The organism is Pseudomonas sp. 67(2021) (assembly GCF_017491835.1).
GTDB lineage: Bacteria > Pseudomonadota > Gammaproteobacteria > Pseudomonadales > Pseudomonadaceae > Aquipseudomonas > Aquipseudomonas atacamensis.
This window is the reverse complement of sequence record NZ_JAFGYL010000008.1, coordinates 101,524-120,563: the sequence shown is the minus strand read 5'-3', so window position 1 is coordinate 120,563 and position 19,040 is coordinate 101,524. Positions and strand designations below refer to the sequence as shown.

Below are 19,040 nucleotides of genomic sequence, written 5' to 3'. Positions count from 1 at the left end.
CCGGGATTTTTTTGCTTCATACGAAACCTGTGGGAGCGAGCCTGCTCGCGAATGCGGACTTTCATTTAACAGTCATGTTGACTGGTCTGACGACTTGGCGAGCAGGCTCGCTCCCACATTTGTCTTGTGTTGCATTCAAGAGCGGCGTTGGCGCGTCAAGTGTTTGAAGCCTTCGAAAACCAGCACCACAACCGCCAGCCAGATCGGGATGTAAGTCAGCCACTCGCCCGACTTGATGCTTTCTCCCAGCAACAACGCCACCGCAAGCAACAACACCGGTTCAACATAACTCAACAAACCAAACAGACTGAACGGCAGCAAGCGGCTGGCGATGATGTACACCACCAGCGCGGAAGCGCTGATCAGGCCGAGCAGCGGAATCAGCCACATCAGTCCAGGATATTGATCGAAAACGGCCAAGCCCTGTTCGCCGCCCTGCACAAACCAGTAAGCGACCGGCAGCATCAGGGTCATGTCGACCCACAGGCCACCGAGGTTGTCGGTTTTCAGGTATTTGCGCAGTACGAAGTACAGCGGATAACCGACCACGACCACCAGTGTCGCCCAGGAAAAACCACCCACCTGATACAACTCGTTCAACACGCCGAGGCTGGCAAAAAATACGGCGATTTTCTGCAGGTAAGACAGGCTCTCGCCATAGGCAATCCGCCCGGTGAGCACCATAGCCAGTGGCAAGAGGAAATAACCCAGCGATACATCCAGGCTGTAGTCATTGAGCGGTGCCCACATGAACAGCCACAGCTGAACGCCGAGGAGGGCGGAAGAAACCAGCAGCCCGGCGATCAGCTTCGGCCTGGCTGCCATCAATCGGAACAGCTCCAGCACCCGCCGCCATTCCCCGGAAACCAGCATGAACACGGTCATGCACGGCACGGTCAGGAGCATGCGCCAGCCGAAGATTTCCACGCCGCTCAGAGGTGTCAGCAGCGACGTGTAGTAATACATGACGGCAAACAGCACCGAGGCTGAAACCGATAGAGCGATACCTTTAGACAAACTGTTCTCGCGACGTGATGGTTGAACGGGGCGCGCAGGATACGTGGTTTCTGTGCTGAATATTGAGCAGATGCTCATTATTCGAAACATATCACGTCCATCCGGTCATGCCAGCCTCGTCAAAAGAGGCTGGCAGATGGAGCATAGATGGCAAATGGACCAGCGTTAATGGACGCCGACTGGACCGCTTTTGAATGGATTGCCGAAGTGCTTGAGGTACAGCTCACCAAATTTGTACGAGGCATAATCGGACACATGGCCAATGTCGCGGTACACCGGCACGCCATTGACGCTGGTCAGGCAAGTACCGTCCGTGCATTGCACTTTTTTTGGATCAAGGACGATCAGTTGTGGATATTCAACCTGCAGTTGGCCGAAAAGTCTGGTCAACAAGGGGTCCTCAAGGCCTGACCATGTCACCGCGGCACATGAACGGCTTTGTTCAGCGCTGCCGAGCATCCCGCGTAACTTGACTTGTCTGAGCAGGCATTCATTGATTCTGGCGGGCATGGGCAATGTGCTCATCAGCACAATCGGCGTGGCACCCGAGTCGACGATGATGTCCAGTGCCTGGCGAACCGCGACCTCAAGTCGTTGCTGCGTCAGTTCCAGGCTGCGTGGGTCATCGAGTTTCGTGACAATCGTGGCTGTGAGATAGGCCTCCCAGAACTGGCCAATGATTACGTACTGGAAATGGCTGTCCGCAATCAGGTGGTAATAGTGTTGTGCAGCCGTATGGCACTTTTCATAAAGCGCGTTTTTGGCCTTGTACCAGTCGTAGAGATAGATGCCGGGCAGGGTCAGACAGGCCGGATAGCCTTGGGCAAGAACCGACAGGCCGGCATCCTTGGCCAGCGTTTCGATAAATCCCCAGTAGTGATTCGAATAGGAATCTCCGATCAGCAAAGCTTGCGGCTTGGCCAGCGGCGCGCCCAGGACGCAGTCAGGATCAACCTTTTCGCTGTTACCCAGGCAGTCCTCACGATGGCTCGGTACGAATGCCTTCAGCGTGCTGAACATCGCGATCGAATCGTCACCAAAACGGTTCGGCCATCCGTCATGATTCCTGCCGGCGGAGTGCAGCAGCGACAGGCCGATGGCGGGAAGCAGTATCAACAGCAGTACGGTCTTGCCGAACCCGGCCCGAACCTTGCGAAACCTGTTTTCGATAAGCCAGAAGGAGAGGTAGCCCATCGCGAACGTGGCGGCGAAATAGCCGACTGTCACCGCTGGGCTTAGATCGACGCCGAGGTAGGCCAGCACCGCCAGAATCGGCCAATGCCACAGATACAGCGAATAGGAAAGGGTGCCAATGAACACCAGCGGTTTGAATGCAAGGACATCCGAGGTGATGCTCACATTACCTATGCCGCGAACCAGCAGCAGGGCCGTGGCGACGCATGCCGCGACCGCGTGATAGTTGGGGAATCCGCTGAGGATATCGTCCTGGACCGCACAATAGGCGATCGTGACCAGCGCAACCACGCAGATGAGCGAAGCGCTGATACGACTCAGGCGAAACCTGTCCGCGCTGAACATGACGGCGCACGATCCAATCATCAATTCGAAGATGCGCGCGGTAAAAAAGTAATAGTTCAGGTCGGGAGCGACCTGCGACAGATACAGCGCCAGCGCCGTGGCTGAAAGTGTCAAACCCAGTACCGCGCTGCTCAAAGCCCGTTTCGCCACATAGCGATGCAGCAGCCAGATACCCAACGGTAGCAGAAGGTACCACTGCCATTCGATCGCCAGTGACCAGGTGTGCAACAGCGGAAGACTCGCGGCATCGGGCGTGGCGTAACCGGAAGTCACCTTGGAAAAATACTGGTTGGAGATCAGTAATGAGGTGTACTTCTCGCTTTTCAGGAAGTCGACGTAGTCATCGGGCAGATAAAGCAGCGTGGTAACCAGCAAGGTCACAACCAACAGCGCAACAACGGCCGGTTGCAAGCGCCAGATGCGCCTGACGTAAAAACCCGTGAAGCTGAACGTGCCGTTCTCCAGCGACTTCATGATGATAGAAGTGGTGAGATACCCGGAGATCACGAAGAAGATATCCACGCCGATAAAACCGGACGGGAATAACGTCATCCCAGCGTGAAATATCAGCACCAGCAGGACAGCGACAGCCCGCAGGCCATCGATGTCGGCACGATATCGGAGACCTGCCCTGTGCGATTCACAGCTGGCGGCCTCCAGGGACCGCGAGGTGTCGAATGCTTCCTTGTTATCGAACGCGTTAAACATCGCGCGCAATGGTTTGCGGACAAAATCGATGGGCCGATTGAACATTGACTATCCTTGGCAGACTTATTCGAGCGAGCGACCATTAGGCGCGGCTGCGTAAGCACGGTTCCATGGAACGGCAAAGTATAGAGATTTTGTTACAACGGCTCTGATCGGCTTCGACGCTGGTCTGCTCGCCGAACATCATCGTGCGAGTGAAACCGAATAAAAAAACGGCCCGTGAGGGCCGTTTTGGTCATGCACGCGAGCTCAAGCCCGCAACGTCCGCGTCATCCGCAACGCTAGCAGACTCCCGCCAACGATCACCGCCGCCAGCACATACAACGCCGCGTCCGTCGAGCCAGTGCTGTCCTTGACCCAACCCACCAGATACGGGCTGAGGAACCCGGCCATCTGCCCCATCGAGTTGATCAGCGCCAGACCACCAGCCGCCGCGCCCGCACTCAGCATGGCGGTCGGCACTGGCCAGAACATCGGCAGGCCGGTCAGTGCGCCCATGGTCGCAATGGTCAGGCCGAGAATCGCAATCGCCGGATTGGCCGCAAAGTTCACCGCGATCACCAGCCCGACAGCGCCCATCAGCATCGGCACCACCAAGTGCCAGCGGCGCTCCTTGCGCAAGTCCGCCGAGCGGCCGACGACCAGCATGAACACCGCCGCGAGCAGGTACGGAATCGCACTCAGCCAGCCGATCACCAGGTTATCGCTGAATCCCAGATTCTTGATGATCGACGGCAGCCAGAAGTTGATCGCGTACACGCCGCTCTGGATGCAGAAATAGATCAGGCCGAAGGCCCAGATCGCTGGGTTCTTGAACACCGCGAGCAGTGAGTCGGTGGCGGTTTTCGGTTTGTTGGCGAGGTCTTCGGCGTGGTCGGCTTCGAGCACCGAACGTTCGTGGGCGGTCAGCCATTTGGCGTTGGCAAAGCTGTCGCTCAACAGGAAATATGCCAGCGCACCAAGGATCACGGTCGGAATGCCTTGCAGCAGGAACATCCACTGCCAACCGGCCAGGCCACCTTGGCCGGCGGCGAAGTGGTTAAGGATCCAGCCGGAAAACGGGCTGCCGAGCAGACCGGAGACGGGGATCGCCGACATGAACAACGCCATGATCCGGCCACGGCGGAAGGTCGGGAACCACTGCGAGAGGTACAGCACGACGCCCGGGAAGAAACCCGCCTCAGCCGCACCGGTGAAAAAGCGCAGGGTGTAGAACTCGGTCGGGGTAGTGACGAACAACAGGCAGGTCGACAGCGTGCCCCAGGTGATCATCATCAGGGCAATCCAGCGCCGTGGACCGAAGCGGGTCAGTGCGAGGTTGCTCGGCACGCCGCACAGCACGTAACCGATGAAGAAGATGCCGGCGCCGAGGCCGTACACGGTTTCGCTGAATTTCAGTGCGTCGAGCATCTGCAGTTTGGCGAAGCCAACGTTGACCCGGTCGAGGTAGTTGAACAGATAGCAGATGAAAATGAAGGGAATCAAACGCAGGGTGATGCGTTTGTAGACGGCGTTTTTACCGTCGTCGATGGTCTGGGTAGCTGCGGCGCTCTGCGACATAGCGGCTCTCTCTTTATTATGATTTTTTGCGATGCAAAGGGTAACGTTGATCGCCCTGAGAGTCTCGGCCACCTTTGGCCGGATTGTCTTTGTGCCTGAGCACAGGGTTTGCCGCCAGACCCTGTGCGGCTGAACAACCGTCCGTGCCTGAAATGAAGGATTGCCGCCGCTATGTTCGAACTCGATCACGACCTTGCCCAGGACATCGTCGACCGGGCCATGGCCATTTTGCCGTACAACGTCAATGTCATGGACAGTCAGGGCCTGATCCTCGGCAGCGGCGAACCGGAACGCATCAACACCCGGCATGAAGGCGCGCAACTGGTGCTGGCCAACGGGCGCGTGGTGGAAATCGATGCGCAGACGGCGGTGCACCTCAAAGGCGTGCAACCGGGCATCAACCTGCCGCTGTTGCTCGATCAGCGCTTGATCGGCGTGCTTGGCATCACTGGCGAGCCGGAGCAATTGCGCACCTACGCCGAGCTGGTGCGCATGACCGCCGAAATGCTCGTCGGCCAGCGCAATCAGCAGGCCGAGCAGCAATGGCGACGGCAGCGTTGCGATGATCTGCTGGCGCTGCTGTTGAGCGAGGCGGGGGATTCGCCGCGCCTGATCGATGAGGCGCAGCAGCTTGGGCTCAAGCCGCAATTGACCCGGGTGCCGTATCTGTTTGAACTGGGGCTTGAGCACGGGCCGGGGCAAACCGTCGAGGCACTGAGTGCGTGGCTGACCTCGCGGTATCCCGACAGTTGGTGCGTGAGTTCGGCGAAGTCTTCGCTGTTGTGGTGTCGCCCGGCGAGCCAGAACGTCGAGCATGATCGACTGCTGGAAAAGCTCGATGGCCTCGGCTGGAAGATTTTGCGCATCGCCGTCGGCGGGCAGGCGGATGGCCTGGCCGGGTTGCGCCGCTGTTATCGACGGGTCGGCGACTTGCTGGCGTATGGTCGTGACGTGCTGCCGAATTCGAGACTGCTGACGCTCAATCGTTATCGCTTGCCGGTCATGCTATGGCGACATCGCAACGATGATGCGCTGGACGAACTGCTCAAGCCGCTGCGCAAGGTTATCGCCAAGGACAGCAACGGCCAGTTGCTGGCGACCCTGCGCAGTTGGTGCGAGCACGACGGGCAGAGCCAGGCCTGTGCCGAAGCGCTGGGTATCCATCGCAACAGCCTGCGCTATCGCATGGAACGGATTGCCGAGTTGAGCGGGATTGATCCGTTGAAGCTGGACGGGATGCTGGCGTTGTATCTGGGGGTGCAGCTGTTGCCGCAGACTGATTCGAATTGATCGGTGTGTTCAATGGCCCCTTCGCGAGCAGGCTCGCTCCCACATTTGGAATGCATTTCAAATGTGGGAGCGAGCCTGCTCGCGAAGAGGCCGGAACATCCAACGCAAGTCTTTTGTGGAAATGAACAATAAACGTCGACGCCACTTGTGCACCCGACCGGCGTCAAGGCGCAGGCCGACTGGCAGCATGAATGCCACTGCAACCGGAGAATTCCCATGAAGATCGTCATCGCCCCCGACTCGTTCAAGGACAGCCTGAGTGCCCAAGGCGTTGCCGAAGCCATTGCCCTCGGACTGGCCCAGGTCTGGCCACAGGCGACGCTGGTCAAATGCCCGATGGCCGACGGCGGCGAAGGCACGGTCGAGTCGATTCTCGCGGCCTGCGAAGGTGAATTGCGCCGCACCCGCGTGCGCGGCCCGTTGGGCGCACCGGTCGAAGCCGCATGGGGCTGGCTACCGCACAACCACACCGCGATCATCGAAATGGCCGAGGCCAGCGGTCTGCAACTGGTCCCGCCGGGACAGCGCGATGCCTGCATCAGCAGCACGTTTGGCACCGGTGAATTGATTCGTGCAGCGCTGGATGCCGGCGCGCAACGGGTGATCCTGGCGATCGGCGGCAGCGCGACCAATGACGGCGGTGCCGGGGCGATGCAGGCATTGGGTGTGAAGTTGCTGGATGCGCAGAATCAGTCGCTGGTGCCCGGCGGCCTGGCCTTGGCGCAACTGGCGCGATTGGACCTGAGTGGACTTGATCCACGTCTGGCCGATGTGCGTTTCGACATCGCCGCCGACGTCAATAATCCGCTCTGCGGCCCCCATGGCGCCTCGGCCATTTTCGGCCCGCAGAAGGGCGCATCGCCCGCGCAGGTTGAGCAGCTCGATCAGGCGCTTGGGCACTTCGCCGAGCTTTGCGCGCAAGCATTGGGCAAGGACGTGCGCGATGAACCGGGCAGCGGCGCGGCGGGTGGTCTGGGCTTTGCCGCCAAGGCTTTTCTCGGCGCGCAGTTTCAGGCAGGCGTCGAGGTGGTGGCGGAACTGGTCGGGCTCGCTGAGGCGGTCAAAGATGCGGATCTGGTCATCACCGGAGAGGGCCGCTTCGATGCGCAGACCCTGCGCGGCAAAACACCGTTCGGGGTGGCGCGAATTGCCAAACAATACGCCGTGCCGGTGATCGTGATTGCCGGGACCTTGGGCGAGGGCTATCAGGAGCTCTATCAACACGGCATCGACGCCGCGTTTGCTGTTACCAGCGGGCCGATGACTCTGGACCAGGCCTGCGCCGAAGCCCCGCGCCTGCTGCGTGAACGCGCCACCGACATCGCCCGGGTCTGGCAACTCGCCTCAGCCTGAAAAATATTTACCGCCGACCCGAAACCTTCCTCAAGCCTGGCCGATACAACGGTCAGGCGCACACAAAACCACAACTCAGTGCTGCCGGACTGTCGCCCGCTATGGGCCAGTGCTCACGGCATGGACGCTCGTAGTTTCTTTCTTTCGAGAGTCCGACCATGTCCCTGCGTAACCTGAATATCGCGCCCCGTGCTTTCCTCGGTTTTGCCTTTATCGCCTTGCTGGTGATTGTCCTCGGCGTGTTCGCCGTCAGCCGCATGACGGTCATTCGTCAGGCGTCGATCGACATGGACACCAACCAGTTGCCAAGCGTGACCCACCTCAGCGTGGTCACGGAAAACGTCCTGCGCATGCGCATTCTTTCGTTCCGTGTGCTGGTCAATCGCGAACCGGCCAGCCTGCAAGAGGCAGAAACCCGCATCGCGGTGCTGGTCGACAAGGTGCGCAAAGCGCAGGCCAGCTACGCTGCGTTGCCGGCAGGCCCTGAAGAGCGCGCGGTCTTCCAGACGTTTTCGACGACGCTCGATAATTACCTGCAAGCGCAGAATCAGATGATTGAGCTATCGCGCAAGGGCGATCTGGAAGCGATGCGCGCGTTGATCAACACGCGCATCAAGGAAGGCACCGATCAGATGGGCGAGCAGCTCAACAAGCTGATCGGCATGAATACGGCCGGGGCCAGAGCGGCGGCCACCAAGGCCGGTGAAAACTATGACAGCGCGATCACCGGGATCATCATCGTCGCCGTGATTGCGGCACTGGCCACCGTGTTGCTCGCCTGGTTGCTGACCCGCAGCATCGTCACGCCGCTCAACCGCGCCGTGCTCGCTGCGCAAACCATTGCCGACGGTGACCTCAGCAAAGCCATCGAAGTTGACGGCAAGGATGAACCGGCGCGCCTGCTCGAAGCCTTGGCCGCGATGCAGACCAACCTGCGCAAAACCATCGAGCAGATCGCCGGTTCCGCCACGCAACTGGGCGCCGCTGCCGAAGAACTCAGCGCCGTCACCGAAGAAGCGTCGCGCGGCCTGCAGCAGCAGAACAACGAAATCGAACAGGCCGCCACCGCCGTCAACGAGATGACCGCTGCGGTGGAAGAGGTGGCGCGCAACGCCGTGTCGACTTCCGAAGCGTCAAACCAGTCGACCCACGCCGCCCGCGAAGGTCGCGATCAGGTGGTGAAAACCGTCGACGCGATCCAGACCATGACTCACGACGTGCAGAACACCGCGCAGATGATTGAAGGCCTCGCCGCGCAAGGTCGTGACATTGGCAAGGTGCTGGACGTGATTCGGGCCATCGCCGAACAGACCAACCTCTTGGCGCTCAACGCTGCAATTGAAGCGGCGCGTGCCGGCGAGGCTGGCCGTGGTTTTGCCGTGGTGGCTGACGAAGTGCGCGCCTTGGCCCATCGCACCGCGCAGTCGACTCAGGAAATCGAAAAAATGGTCGCCGGCATCCAGAACGGTACCGGAGAAGCGGTTTCGTCGATGCAGCAAAGCAATCAGCGCACCCAGTCCACATTGGAAATGGCCCGCGCGGCCGGCGTGGCGCTGGAGCAGATCACGCAATCGATTCACCAGATCAACGAGCGCAACCTGGTTATCGCCAGCGCTTCGGAAGAGCAGGCGCAAGTCTCCCGCGAAGTCGATCGCAACCTGGTCAACATTCGCGACCTCGCCACGCAATCGGCCGCCGGCGCCAACCAGACCAGCGCCGCGACCCACGAACTGTCGCGACTGGCAGTGGATTTGAACGCCATGGTGGCGCGTTTCGTGATTTGAGATACGGTGAAGGCTGGAAACCGCGCTAACAGGAGACGTACATGCGCTATTCAGCCTTGACCCAACGAATCGCCGGGGAGGGTGCCGCTGCCTGGCAGATTCACGACCGAGCGCTGGAACTGCGCGCCGAAGGCGTCGATGTTTTGTTGTTGAGCGTCGGCGATCCGGATTTCGATACGCCGTTGCCGATCGTCCACGGCGCGATCGATAGCCTGTTGGCCGGCGACACCCATTACGCCGATGTGCGTGGGCGGTTCGAGCTGCGCAGTCTGATTGCCGAGCGTCATCGCCAGCGCAGTGGTCAACGGGTTGATCCTGATCAGGTGATTGTCCTGCCCGGCGCGCAATGCGCGGTGTATTCGGTGGCGCAGTGTCTGCTCGATCCGGGCGATGAAGTGATCGTCGCCGAGCCGATGTACGTTACCTACGAAGGAGTGTTTGGCGCTTGCGGTGCCAAGGTAATTGCCGTGCCGGTGCGCCCGGAGAACGGTTTTCGTGTCGACCCCGCCGATGTCGCCGCGCGCATCACCCCGCGAACTCGCGCCATACTGCTTAACAGCCCGAACAATCCCAGCGGCGCGAGTCTGCCCTTGCTGATCTGGCAGGAACTGGCAGCGCTGTGCATTCGCCATGACCTGTGGCTGATCAGCGATGAGGTGTACAGCGAGCTTTTATACGAAGGCGAGCACATCAGCCCGGCGAGCCTGCCGGGCATGGCCGAGCGCACCGCGACGATCAACAGTCTGTCGAAATCCCATGCGATGACCGGTTGGCGCATCGGCTGGATGATCGGCCCGAAACCCTTGGCCGAGCATCTGGTGAATCTGTCGCTGAGCATGCTCTTCGGTCTGCCGGATTTCGTACAGAAGGCCGCACAAGTGGCGCTGCAAAGCGATCTGCCGGAAGTCACGCAGATGCGCGAGGAGTATCGCTTGCGCCGCGATCTGGTCTGCGAACGTTTGTACGGTTGCCCTGGGTTGCAGCCGATTTGCCCGGATGGCGGCATGTTCGTGATGGTCGATGTGCGCCAGACTGGCCTTGGCGCTCAGGCGTTTGCCGAGCGCTTGCTGGAACGTTATGGCGTCTCTGTGCTGGCCGGCGAAGCGTTCGGGCCGAGCGCGGCGGGGCATATTCGCATCGGTCTGGTGGTGGATCGGGTCAAACTGGCGGATGCCTGCGCGCGGATTGCGTTGTGTGCGGTGCAGCTGTTGCAGGCGCGCAGTGCCTGATGGATTTGTGTTGCCTGAACCGGCGCCTTGCTGATCGTTCCCACGCTCCGCGTGGGAATGCCTCTAGGGACGCTCCGCGTTCCAGCTTTCGGAAGGGACGCGGAGCGTCCCGGGCTGCATTCCCACGCTGAGCGTGGGAACGATCAGTACGCAGAGCGTGGGAACGATCAGTTTAGTGGATTCACCAGATTCGCCGGCCGCTGCCCATTCAACGCCGCCAACAGATTCTCCACCGCACAGCGCGCCATTGCTTCACGCGTCTCATGGGTCGCCGAGCCCATGTGCGGCGTCGCCACCACATTGCTCAACTGCAACAATGGCGAATCATGATTCAACGGCTCGCGCTCGAACACATCCAGGCCTGCCGCGCGAATGCGCTTGCTGCGCAACGCCTCGATCATCGCCGCCTCATCGACCACCTTACCGCGCGAGATATTGATGAAGATGCTCTCCGGCCGCATCAGCGCAAATTGTTCCGCGCCGATCAAACGTTCGGTCTGCGCCGTCAGAGGCAAAGTCAGGCAAATGAAATCGGCCTGCTGGAGCAACTCTTCGAGGCTGCGATATTGCGCAGCGAACCGCTCCTCGACCGCCGGCTTGCGCGACTGGCTGTGGTAGATCACCGGCATGCCGAAACCGAAATGCCCACGCTGGGCCAACGCTTCGCCGATGCGGCCCATGCCGATGATGCCCAGCGTCTTGCCGTGCACATCGGTGCCGAAATGCGCCGGGCCGATGTTGCGGCTCCACTGCCCGCCACGGACCATGTTCGCCAGTTCAACCACACGCCGCGCTGCAGCGAGGATCAGGGCGAAACCGGTGTCGGCGGTGGTTTCGGTGAGCACGTCGGGGGTATTGGTCAGCAGAATCTTGCGCCGATTCAGATACTCGATGTCGTAGTTGTCGACACCCACCGAGACGCTGGCAATCGCCTCCAGCTGCGGCGCCAGATCCAGCAGCGCGGCATCGAGTTTCAGGCTGGCCCCGAGCAAACCGTGGGCGCGGGGCAGGGCATCGCGCAACTGCATGAGGCCATCGGCGTCGAGGCTTTCGATCAGCGTTACGTCAAACTGCTCTTGCAGGCGCGCCATCAGCGCGGGCGAAAGTTTCTTGTACAGCACGACCTGTTTTTTCATGGCAAAAGTCCTTTCAGGAATGCGCCGGCACACGCGGTGTGGCGGCGGCTTTGGCGACGACGCGATCACTGGCGCCGGGCTTGAGGAAAATGGTCAACACCACCGACAACAGCAACGCGCCGCTCATCAACAGGTACGAGGCACCGGGCGAACCGGTGGAGCTGTTCAGATAGCCCACCAGATACGAACCGCCGAACGAGCCGAGCGCGCCCATGCTGTTGATCAGCGCCATGGCGCCACCGGCAACGTTGGCCGGCAGGATCTCCGGAACGATGGCGAAAAACGGCCCGTACGGCGCGTACATACAGGCGCCGGCAATCACCAGCAGCGTGTACGACCACCAGAAGTGTTCGGCGCCCAAGGCATACGAGCCATAAAACGCAATCGAAGCGATCAGCAGCGGCGGCCAGACGAAGCGTTTGCGCTTCTGCAATTTGTCCGAACCCCACGACACCGCGAGCATGCCCAGCACCGCCGCCAGATAGGGCAGCGACGAGAGCCAGCCAGCCTCGATCATGTCCATTTGCGCGCCGGCCTTGAGGATCGATGGCAGCCACAAAACGAATCCGTAGACGCCGATGCTCCAGCAGAAAAACTGCAGCGCCAGGATGATCACCTTCGGCGAACGGAACGCCTCGGCGTAGTTCTTCACGGCTTTGATGCCGACCTGCTCTGCGGCGAGGGCGCTTTCCAGATCGTGTTTTTCCTGCTCATTGAGCCACTTGGCCTGGGCCGGACGATCATCGGCCAGACGCCACCAGATAAACGCCCACAACACCGCCGGCAGACCTTCGATGATGAACATCCAGCGCCAGCTGAAATGCTGTACCAGATAGCCCGACACCACCGACATCCACAGCATGGTCACCGGGTTGCCAAGGATCAGAAATGTGTTGGCCCGCGAGCGTTCGGCACGGGTGAACCAATGGCACAGATAGACCAGCATCGCCGGCATCACCGCCGCTTCGACCACGCCGAGCATGAAGCGAATGACGATCAGCCAATAGGCGTTGGATACCACGCCAGTCAGCGTGGCGAGCCCGCCCCAGAGAATCAGGCTGACGAAAATCAGCTTCTTCACGCTGTGCTTTTGCGCGTAGATCGCGCCGGGCACCTGGAAGAAAAAGTAGCCGAGAAAGAACAGCGCGCCGAGCAGCGAGGACAGGCCCGGCGTGATCATCAGGTCTTCGGCCATGCCCGACGCGGCGGCAAAACCGTAGTTGGCGCGATCGAGATAGGCCAGGCTATATGTGATGAACACAATCGGCATGATGTACCACCAGCGGCGGGTGGCGAGGGTTGCAGTTTTCATCGGTGTGACTCCTGAGCTTGTTGTTTTTGTCGCAGCAGGTTCATTGATTTGCGGTAATCAGGCGGGCCTCTTCGCGAGCAGGCTCGCTCCCACAGGCGATTGCATTCCAATTGTGGGAGCGAGCCTGCTCGCGGAGGCGGATTCAAATTCAACCGATAACTCTTGGCGGGTCGGCAACCCCTCCATATCCCCGCGACTCTGCACCGCGCGACTGCCAATCCAGTTCGCTCGCTGCACGGCCTCGGCAAAACTCTGATGCTCGAGCAGGGCGCTGATCATCCCCACCGCAAAGCCATCACCGGCGCCTACGGTATCGACCACCTTGGTCACCGGCACGCCAGCGACAAAACCCTGATCCAGCTGCGTGCGGTAATAAGCGCCCTCAGGCCCGAGCTTGATCGCCACCGCCTCCGCACCTTGATCCAGATAGAACGCAGCAATGTCGGCCGGGTCGTCGAAACCGCTGAGCAAGCGGCCCTCGCTTAACCCCGGCAGCACCCAGTGGGCGAGGGCGGCGAGGCGGTTGATTTCGCGGATCATCTCGGCCTCGCTGGCCCACAGGCTTGGGCGCAGATTCGGGTCGAACGACACGCTGCGTCCGGCGGCGCGCATGCGGGTCATCAGTTCGACGGACATTTCCCGCGCCGAGGCGGATAGCGCTGGAGGAATACCAGTGGCGTGTAAATGGCGGGCGCTGAGCAGGTTGTCGTTGATGGAGTGCGGCGACAGATGACTGGCCGCCGAACCACGGCGGAAATACTCCACCTGCGGGTCGCTGCCGTCGTCGTTACGCGATTTGAACTGAAAGCCTGTCGGATGGTTTTTATCGACCTCGACGTGGCTGCAATCCAGACCTTCCTTGACCAGCGTCTCGACCACAAAGCGACCGAGTGAATCGTTGCCGACCCGGCTCAACCACGCGACGTTGAAACCCAGACGCGACAAGCCGATCGCGACGTTGCTGTCGGCCCCGGCAATCCGTTTGTGAAACTGCTCGACCTTAGCCAGATCGCCGGTCTGCTCGGCGACCAGCATCGCCATGGTTTCACCGAAAGAAAGGATATCGATATCAGACATGGGCTGGCTCCAGGCGCGATTGACCGAGGCGGGCGAGGGCGGCGACGTGTTCGCGGGTCAGTTGCACCAAGTCATCGCCTTGCAGCGGGTATTCGGCGGCGCGCATAACGCCTTGGTCCATGTGCCGCAGCAGTTGTTCCCACAGATGCAGGTCGCTGACGGCCGGCGGCACCGCAACCAGTTTGCCGTCGGCGCGGCGCGCCACGGCTTTGCAATGCACGTAACCGACATGACGCCCCAGCGCGCGGGCGGCGCTGGCGGCAGACTGGTCCTGCCAGCGCCAGTTTCCAATGTCGAAGGTCATCTTGATCGGCAGGTTGTGCTGCTCGACGGCGGCGAAGAAACGCTGGAACGGCTCGATGCGCCCGCCGTGCAGAGTTTGATCGTTCTCTACCAGCAGTTGCACCGGGCTGTGTTTGAGTCGCTCGGCCAGTGCCTGCAAATCAGAGTTGTCGGTGAAATAACCGAGGGACACTTTCAGCCATTTCGAGCCGAATGCCCGGGCCTGTTGCAGCGCGGTAATCAGTTCGGGATTTGGCTGCGCTTGCCCTGCGAGCCAGAGTTCGGTGGGTGAGGAATAAATGCTTTGCAAGCCCTGCGCCTGGGTAGCCTGAGCGAGTTGCGCCGGGTCTTCCCGGGTCAGCAACTCTTCGCGCCACTCGATGCGATTGGCGCCGGAGGCCGCGAGAATCTCAATAAAGGAATCCTGCCCACGCTGGCGCACAAGCTCGGCACCGTAGCTGGACAGACTGATGGAAACGGCTGGTTTATTCATTGTTATTGACCTCTGAAACCGGTTTCATTTTTGTTCAAAAAAATATCAGATGGTTCTGTGGTGTCCTTCCGGGCGCCTTCGCGAGCAGATCAGACTCCGCCAACCTCACGGGTCGACCCACGCTCAACCAGCGCCGGCGCAAAATCCAGCACCCGCGCCATCTCATCATCTCCGCGCAAGCGCTTGAGTAGACACTCAAACGCCCGCGCGCCTATCTCTTGCGTTGGCTGTGCCAGCGCGGTAATTCCGCTGCCCACCAATGGATACCAATCCAGATCATCCAGGGCAATCAAGCCGACATCTTCAAATAGACGCACGCCCAGCGCGCGCAGCGCATGCGTTGCCGCCAACGCCGCCACGCCATTGGCGCAAAACAGCGCTTTCGGGCCATCACCGGGTGTGTTTAAAAAGTTTTGAAGTTGCGCGTTCAGATCATCACCGGTTTCCAGCACCGCCCCAGTCAGGGTCGCGCGCTGAGTAATCTGCGCCTGAAAACTGCTGACCCGCTCGATCCGCGAGCTGGTGCCGTCATACGGTTCGGTGACCAGCAAAAGATCCCGATATCCGCGTTGTTCGAGATGCGCGAGCGCCATCTCTACTGCTTGCGAGTTGTTCAACCCGACCATGTCGCTGTCGAGCCCGTCGACCTTGCGATCCACCAGCACCAGCGGCATCTCGCGGCGCAGTTCGTGCAGTTCGTCCCGGTGATGGCCCAGCGTGTTCACGATCAGCCCTTCGATGTTGTACGAGCGCAACAGCGCCAGATGCTGGCGCTCCTGCTCGTCATCGCGGTCGGTGTTGCAAACCACCAGGCTGTAGCCGTGCGCCCGGCAGGCGGTTTCCACCCCGTGCATCACGGCAATTGAATAAGGGTTACGGATATCGGCGACGAGCATGCCGATCAGGCGCGTACGTCCGCGTTTCAGGCCGCGCGCCATCTGGTTGGGGCGGTAGCCGAGTTCGGCAATCGCGCGCTCGATGCGCAGGGCAATGGCATCTGAGAGCAGGGCGCGGTCATCGCCGATAAAACGCGAGACGCTGGCCTTGGACACCCCAGCGCGTACGGCGACGTCGAGCATGGTCACGCGGCTGCGCTGGGCAGTGGAGAAGTCATTCACGGCTTTCTTCTTTTTGTCTGAAACCGGTTTCAGGAAACACCACTTTCTTTGGTTGCGTCAAGTGAAGACCTGGCTGCTGGTGAAAGGATAGGCGCCCATTTCCGACAGACGGTAGCGACACCTGTCAGATCTGACAGTTGGCGAATCTTAGGGGGAGGCGCTTAATTCGCTCAGCGGATCAGCAATCGTTTTTATAAACGGAACTTGAGTTGGTATGGTGGATGGAAATCATGAGTTCAGTCGATACCTCCAGAAATAGTTCTCGGAACGGTATATTTGCCGCACCACTCTCAGTCGAGGGTATCGATGACAATGATCTGGACGGATATATCCCCAGAGATATTTTGTTAAAAGGTACTCGTATCGTTATTCCTCGCCCGGATGACACTGGATCCGATGACCAATTGATGGTTTTTTGGGTTCAGAATGCGATAGAGACAACGATTTTCGACCAGACCTATCCAGTCGGGATTGTTGATCCTTTTATTTACGTGCCTCTGACGCCGCAACAAATGGCAACTAACGGTGTTGCGCAAGTTTATTACAAGTTTTGGAAGAGAGGTGGCGGTAATCCGGATGAGTCGCCACCGCGTCGGCTGACCATCGATCACACAGCGCTATTGAGCTTTGCGGAGCCCTTGGCGGTGAACGCAACACTCTGGGGTTATTGGAATAACAATACGAGCCCGCCATTGACCAATGGTGGCACTCTGCGAATTCGCCCTCTTGATAGTATTGCCCAGCCCTTAGATGTCGCATGGATTGTATGGAGAGGATATCGGAGTCTTAACGGAAGTGGCCCGGAGGTGGCAGAGGCTTATGGTCGCTGGGAAAAAACACTATCCGCTACAGATATAAAGAACGGCTTCTATTATGTAGTTCCGTTCCAAAACCATATCAGTTCTTTGGTTGACGACGACTCCGCTATTGTGGTCTGTCAATTGTATCGCGGCGGGAGAATTATTGCTGAATCAGAAAAAGGATTGGTGAAAATCGATCGAGTAACACCTGGTAAGCCTGGCCCTTTCGGCCTGACCTCGCATGGAGAGACGATAATGGGAATTACATTTGTACCTAAAAAACAACGGCCAGTTTCCATTGGTATTTCAGCAGCCGCTGGGCCTTTTGCGGATATTGCAGTTGATACGCTCGCGGATGGTTTTATAGCAAAATCTGTAATGGATTCGGGTACTTTGACCATCAATTTCACTCGAACGCAAGACGAATTGGATGACGACAGTATTGATGTTAAATACCGGGAAAAAGGACAGGTGGACTGGAAAGATTACCCAGTCTCCATAGACCTTGGGCCGGTTGCCGATCGGCCGGTTGGCACCATCCCACTGCCGTTGGATGCCGGATTGTTTGCTGAAAAGGCGACCTCCCCCGGTCCGACTGTCTGGGAACTCATGATTGAGCTTTATAAAGGCGGGGGTGGTAACAAGGAAGACTCCAATACTCTGGAATTTACGGTAGATCAGCTTGCGCCGGTCAATACGAAAAACCCTCCGAGAAAAATCAGGCCGACGCCAGTTCCGGTTTTCGTCAATGGCACGCCGCTTCCGCTGCGGAATATCGATCGGACCTGGATAAGTTCTAATGCGGATATGAATTTCACGGCCAATGTTGATTATTTCGGGCGTCGTCCTGACGACGAACTGACCGTCTGGTTGAGCTCCGCTACGCAAGGTTCACCAAGAGTTGAAGTCTATAATGACAAGGTTCCTGCTGATGGTAAGTTCGATATTCCTAGCAGCGAGTTGCTTCAATTCACGAATGGGCGCGTTAATCTGACTTATCGCTGGGATGACTGGTTGGGGAACCTGGGCGAGGAGTCCGTTCCTACTCCCATTCTGACATTGGTATTGCCGCAAGCGCCATCGCTAACAAAGGCCCCGCTGGTGCCAGAAACGGATCCAAATTACAGCGAAGCACTCTATTGGGAGAACTTCGACGGCGGTATTGCGGCTATCGTCGAAAACGCCTTTATCACAAACGCGGAGGCCGGGGATAACGTCTTTGTAGTAGTAACCAGATCCGATGACGAAACCAATTTTTTCGAGACTCCCAAACAGCCATGGGCTAATGCCAATTTGAACTTTGATCTGGGCTACGCAGATCTTGCCAAGATATTTGACGGTGCCGATGATCCCGTGGAAGCCAAGATCCATAGTGAAATGGAGCGGACTGGTATCCCGAACGCTCTCTCACCTTCTGCCACCATTACGTTGGCATTAGATATTGCGGGTGTGACACCACCAAATCCTCCCGATCTGGACAACCCGAATCTACAACTACCGGTCGTGAGGGGGATGTCTGGCGTTGATAACGTGATCGCGGCTACCGATCGCGACAAGCCAGGTACTTTCAGAGTGACAAACGCTCTTTCAGATCCGGATATTGAACCGGGGCATACCGTCAAGTGTTACTTGGGCAACTCCACTATACCTTTCGATAGGTTCACTCCGCTTGTCTCTGTATCAGAGTTTGAGGTCAAGATTGATGCAAGTGATATGGCCAAGTTAACACCGCCAAGCGATACAGCTCGTTATACTATCGAGAAGACCGGAGTCGGTAAGAACGTCAACAAATCCTTGCCACAGACAGTAACGGTCAATAGGATTCCGGTCGTCCTGCCGGAACCTACTATCAGAATCCGAAGGCCTGATCTTCGCGACTATATCGAGTGCTACGCGATGACCAGTCCCACGAGCGGTTATGTTCTGGGACTGCAGATCAGAAAAGATGCGCTGTTACCGCAGGGCACGGTTATCACGGCACATTTTGAAGCACACTCGAATGCGCAGGGTACTGCGTTGATTCCGGGTACGCCGGCGTCGGCGACTTATACCATCAAGGGGCCCACCGAGCCCGATGTTGCTGGCGTGGGTACCGCTGCACACTTCAAGGCCGCACAGCCTAAGCGACTAGGTCCAGCGGTATGGGGGAAATACTGGTATGAAGCCCAAGGCGGTCAGCAATCATCAATTCCAATCATTAAACAGTTGGATACGATCAATAACAGCTTCCAGTACTGCGATCTGACAGAAGCGCCAGTCTAGGGCTGCGATCAATAACGTTGTTTTCTCATCGCGGGAGAGGCAATTTTCTCTCTCGCGATTGTTACCCCAAGTCATGAGGA

13 protein-coding genes are annotated in these 19,040 nt (G+C 58.8%); 5 read left to right on the top strand and 8 right to left on the bottom strand.

The window, feature by feature from the left end; all coding sequences use genetic code 11:
• Window positions 1–135 precede the first annotated feature (135 nt).
• The 3 genes from rarD to J5M66_RS12865 all read right to left on the bottom strand — a co-directional run bounded on the left by rarD (window position 136) and on the right by J5M66_RS12865 (window position 4,824).
• On the bottom strand, window positions 136–1,017 hold the full coding sequence (gene rarD, locus J5M66_RS12875) for an EamA family transporter RarD (RefSeq protein ID WP_071172591.1): 882 nt from the start codon (window positions 1,015–1,017) through the stop codon (window positions 136–138).
• Window positions 1,018–1,182: 165 nt separating this feature from the next.
• Window positions 1,183–3,309 (bottom strand): acyltransferase family protein, encoded by a 2,127-nt coding sequence (locus J5M66_RS12870; protein WP_123442346.1) that lies wholly within the window; start codon window positions 3,307–3,309, stop codon window positions 1,183–1,185.
• 204 nt (window positions 3,310–3,513) lie between these two features.
• Window positions 3,514–4,824: an MFS transporter gene (locus J5M66_RS12865; RefSeq protein ID WP_039762752.1), complete on the bottom strand. Its 1,311-nt coding sequence runs from the start codon at window positions 4,822–4,824 to the stop codon at window positions 3,514–3,516.
• A 171-nt stretch (window positions 4,825–4,995) separates the two neighbouring features.
• Between J5M66_RS12865 and J5M66_RS12860 the strand changes: the two genes are divergently transcribed.
• From J5M66_RS12860 to J5M66_RS12845, 4 genes are all read left to right on the top strand, one after another.
• Entirely contained in the window at window positions 4,996–6,114 is a 1,119-nt protein-coding gene (locus J5M66_RS12860) for a sugar diacid recognition domain-containing protein (protein ID WP_206422082.1), read from the top strand.
• A 216-nt stretch (window positions 6,115–6,330) separates the two neighbouring features.
• A complete protein-coding gene (locus J5M66_RS12855) occupies window positions 6,331–7,467 on the top strand; it encodes a glycerate kinase (protein WP_206422083.1) in 1,137 nt (378 codons plus the stop codon).
• A gap of 158 nt (window positions 7,468–7,625) precedes the next feature.
• Window positions 7,626–9,251, top strand: coding sequence for a methyl-accepting chemotaxis protein (locus J5M66_RS12850; protein ID WP_110645411.1), 1,626 nt, complete (start codon window positions 7,626–7,628; stop codon window positions 9,249–9,251).
• A gap of 41 nt (window positions 9,252–9,292) precedes the next feature.
• Window positions 9,293–10,480 carry an aminotransferase class I/II-fold pyridoxal phosphate-dependent enzyme gene (locus J5M66_RS12845; protein WP_206422084.1) on the top strand — a complete coding sequence of 396 codons (1,188 nt, stop codon included), beginning with the start codon at window positions 9,293–9,295 and terminating at the stop codon, window positions 10,478–10,480.
• 167 nt (window positions 10,481–10,647) lie between these two features.
• Here the strand turns inward: J5M66_RS12845 and J5M66_RS12840 are convergent, their stop codons facing one another.
• From J5M66_RS12840 to J5M66_RS12820, 5 genes are all read right to left on the bottom strand, one after another.
• On the bottom strand, window positions 10,648–11,616 hold the full coding sequence (locus J5M66_RS12840; protein WP_207808913.1) for a D-glycerate dehydrogenase: 969 nt from the start codon (window positions 11,614–11,616) through the stop codon (window positions 10,648–10,650).
• 13 nt (window positions 11,617–11,629) lie between these two features.
• A complete protein-coding gene (locus tag J5M66_RS12835; protein WP_016774902.1) occupies window positions 11,630–12,928 on the bottom strand; it encodes an MFS transporter in 1,299 nt (432 codons plus the stop codon).
• Window positions 12,929–12,985: 57 nt separating this feature from the next.
• Window positions 12,986–14,005 carry a sugar kinase gene (locus J5M66_RS12830; protein ID WP_207808911.1) on the bottom strand — a complete coding sequence of 340 codons (1,020 nt, stop codon included), beginning with the start codon at window positions 14,003–14,005 and terminating at the stop codon, window positions 12,986–12,988.
• The gene (locus tag J5M66_RS12825; RefSeq protein ID WP_207808909.1) at window positions 13,998–14,780 is read right to left on the bottom strand and encodes an AP endonuclease; all 783 of its coding nucleotides are present in this window, start codon (window positions 14,778–14,780) and stop codon (window positions 13,998–14,000) included. Before J5M66_RS12825 ends, J5M66_RS12830 begins: the two co-directional genes overlap by 8 nt.
• A gap of 89 nt (window positions 14,781–14,869) precedes the next feature.
• A complete protein-coding gene (locus J5M66_RS12820) occupies window positions 14,870–15,898 on the bottom strand; it encodes a LacI family DNA-binding transcriptional regulator (RefSeq protein ID WP_280074207.1) in 1,029 nt (342 codons plus the stop codon).
• Between the two features lie 230 nt (window positions 15,899–16,128).
• Between J5M66_RS12820 and J5M66_RS12815 the strand changes: the two genes are divergently transcribed.
• Window positions 16,129–18,960: a hypothetical protein gene (locus J5M66_RS12815; protein ID WP_207808907.1), complete on the top strand. Its 2,832-nt coding sequence runs from the start codon at window positions 16,129–16,131 to the stop codon at window positions 18,958–18,960.
• Window positions 18,961–19,040: the final 80 nt, after the last annotated feature.

Coding starts and splice junctions, on each gene's coding strand:
- J5M66_RS12850 (WP_110645411.1), top strand. CDS start 7,626: ATGTCCCTGCGTAACCTGAATATCGCGCCCCGTGCTTTCCTCGGTTTT.
- J5M66_RS12855 (WP_206422083.1), top strand. CDS start 6,331: ATGAAGATCGTCATCGCCCCCGACTCGTTCAAGGACAGCCTGAGTGCC.
- J5M66_RS12845 (WP_206422084.1), top strand. CDS start 9,293: ATGCGCTATTCAGCCTTGACCCAACGAATCGCCGGGGAGGGTGCCGCT.
- J5M66_RS12840 (WP_207808913.1), bottom strand. CDS start 11,616: ATGAAAAAACAGGTCGTGCTGTACAAGAAACTTTCGCCCGCGCTGATG.
- J5M66_RS12815 (WP_207808907.1), top strand. CDS start 16,129: ATGAGTTCAGTCGATACCTCCAGAAATAGTTCTCGGAACGGTATATTT.
- J5M66_RS12860 (WP_206422082.1), top strand. CDS start 4,996: ATGTTCGAACTCGATCACGACCTTGCCCAGGACATCGTCGACCGGGCC.
- J5M66_RS12830 (WP_207808911.1), bottom strand. CDS start 14,005: ATGTCTGATATCGATATCCTTTCTTTCGGTGAAACCATGGCGATGCTG.
- J5M66_RS12870 (WP_123442346.1), bottom strand. CDS start 3,309: ATGTTCAATCGGCCCATCGATTTTGTCCGCAAACCATTGCGCGCGATG.
- J5M66_RS12835 (WP_016774902.1), bottom strand. CDS start 12,928: ATGAAAACTGCAACCCTCGCCACCCGCCGCTGGTGGTACATCATGCCG.
- J5M66_RS12825 (WP_207808909.1), bottom strand. CDS start 14,780: ATGAATAAACCAGCCGTTTCCATCAGTCTGTCCAGCTACGGTGCCGAG.
- J5M66_RS12865 (WP_039762752.1), bottom strand. CDS start 4,824: ATGTCGCAGAGCGCCGCAGCTACCCAGACCATCGACGACGGTAAAAAC.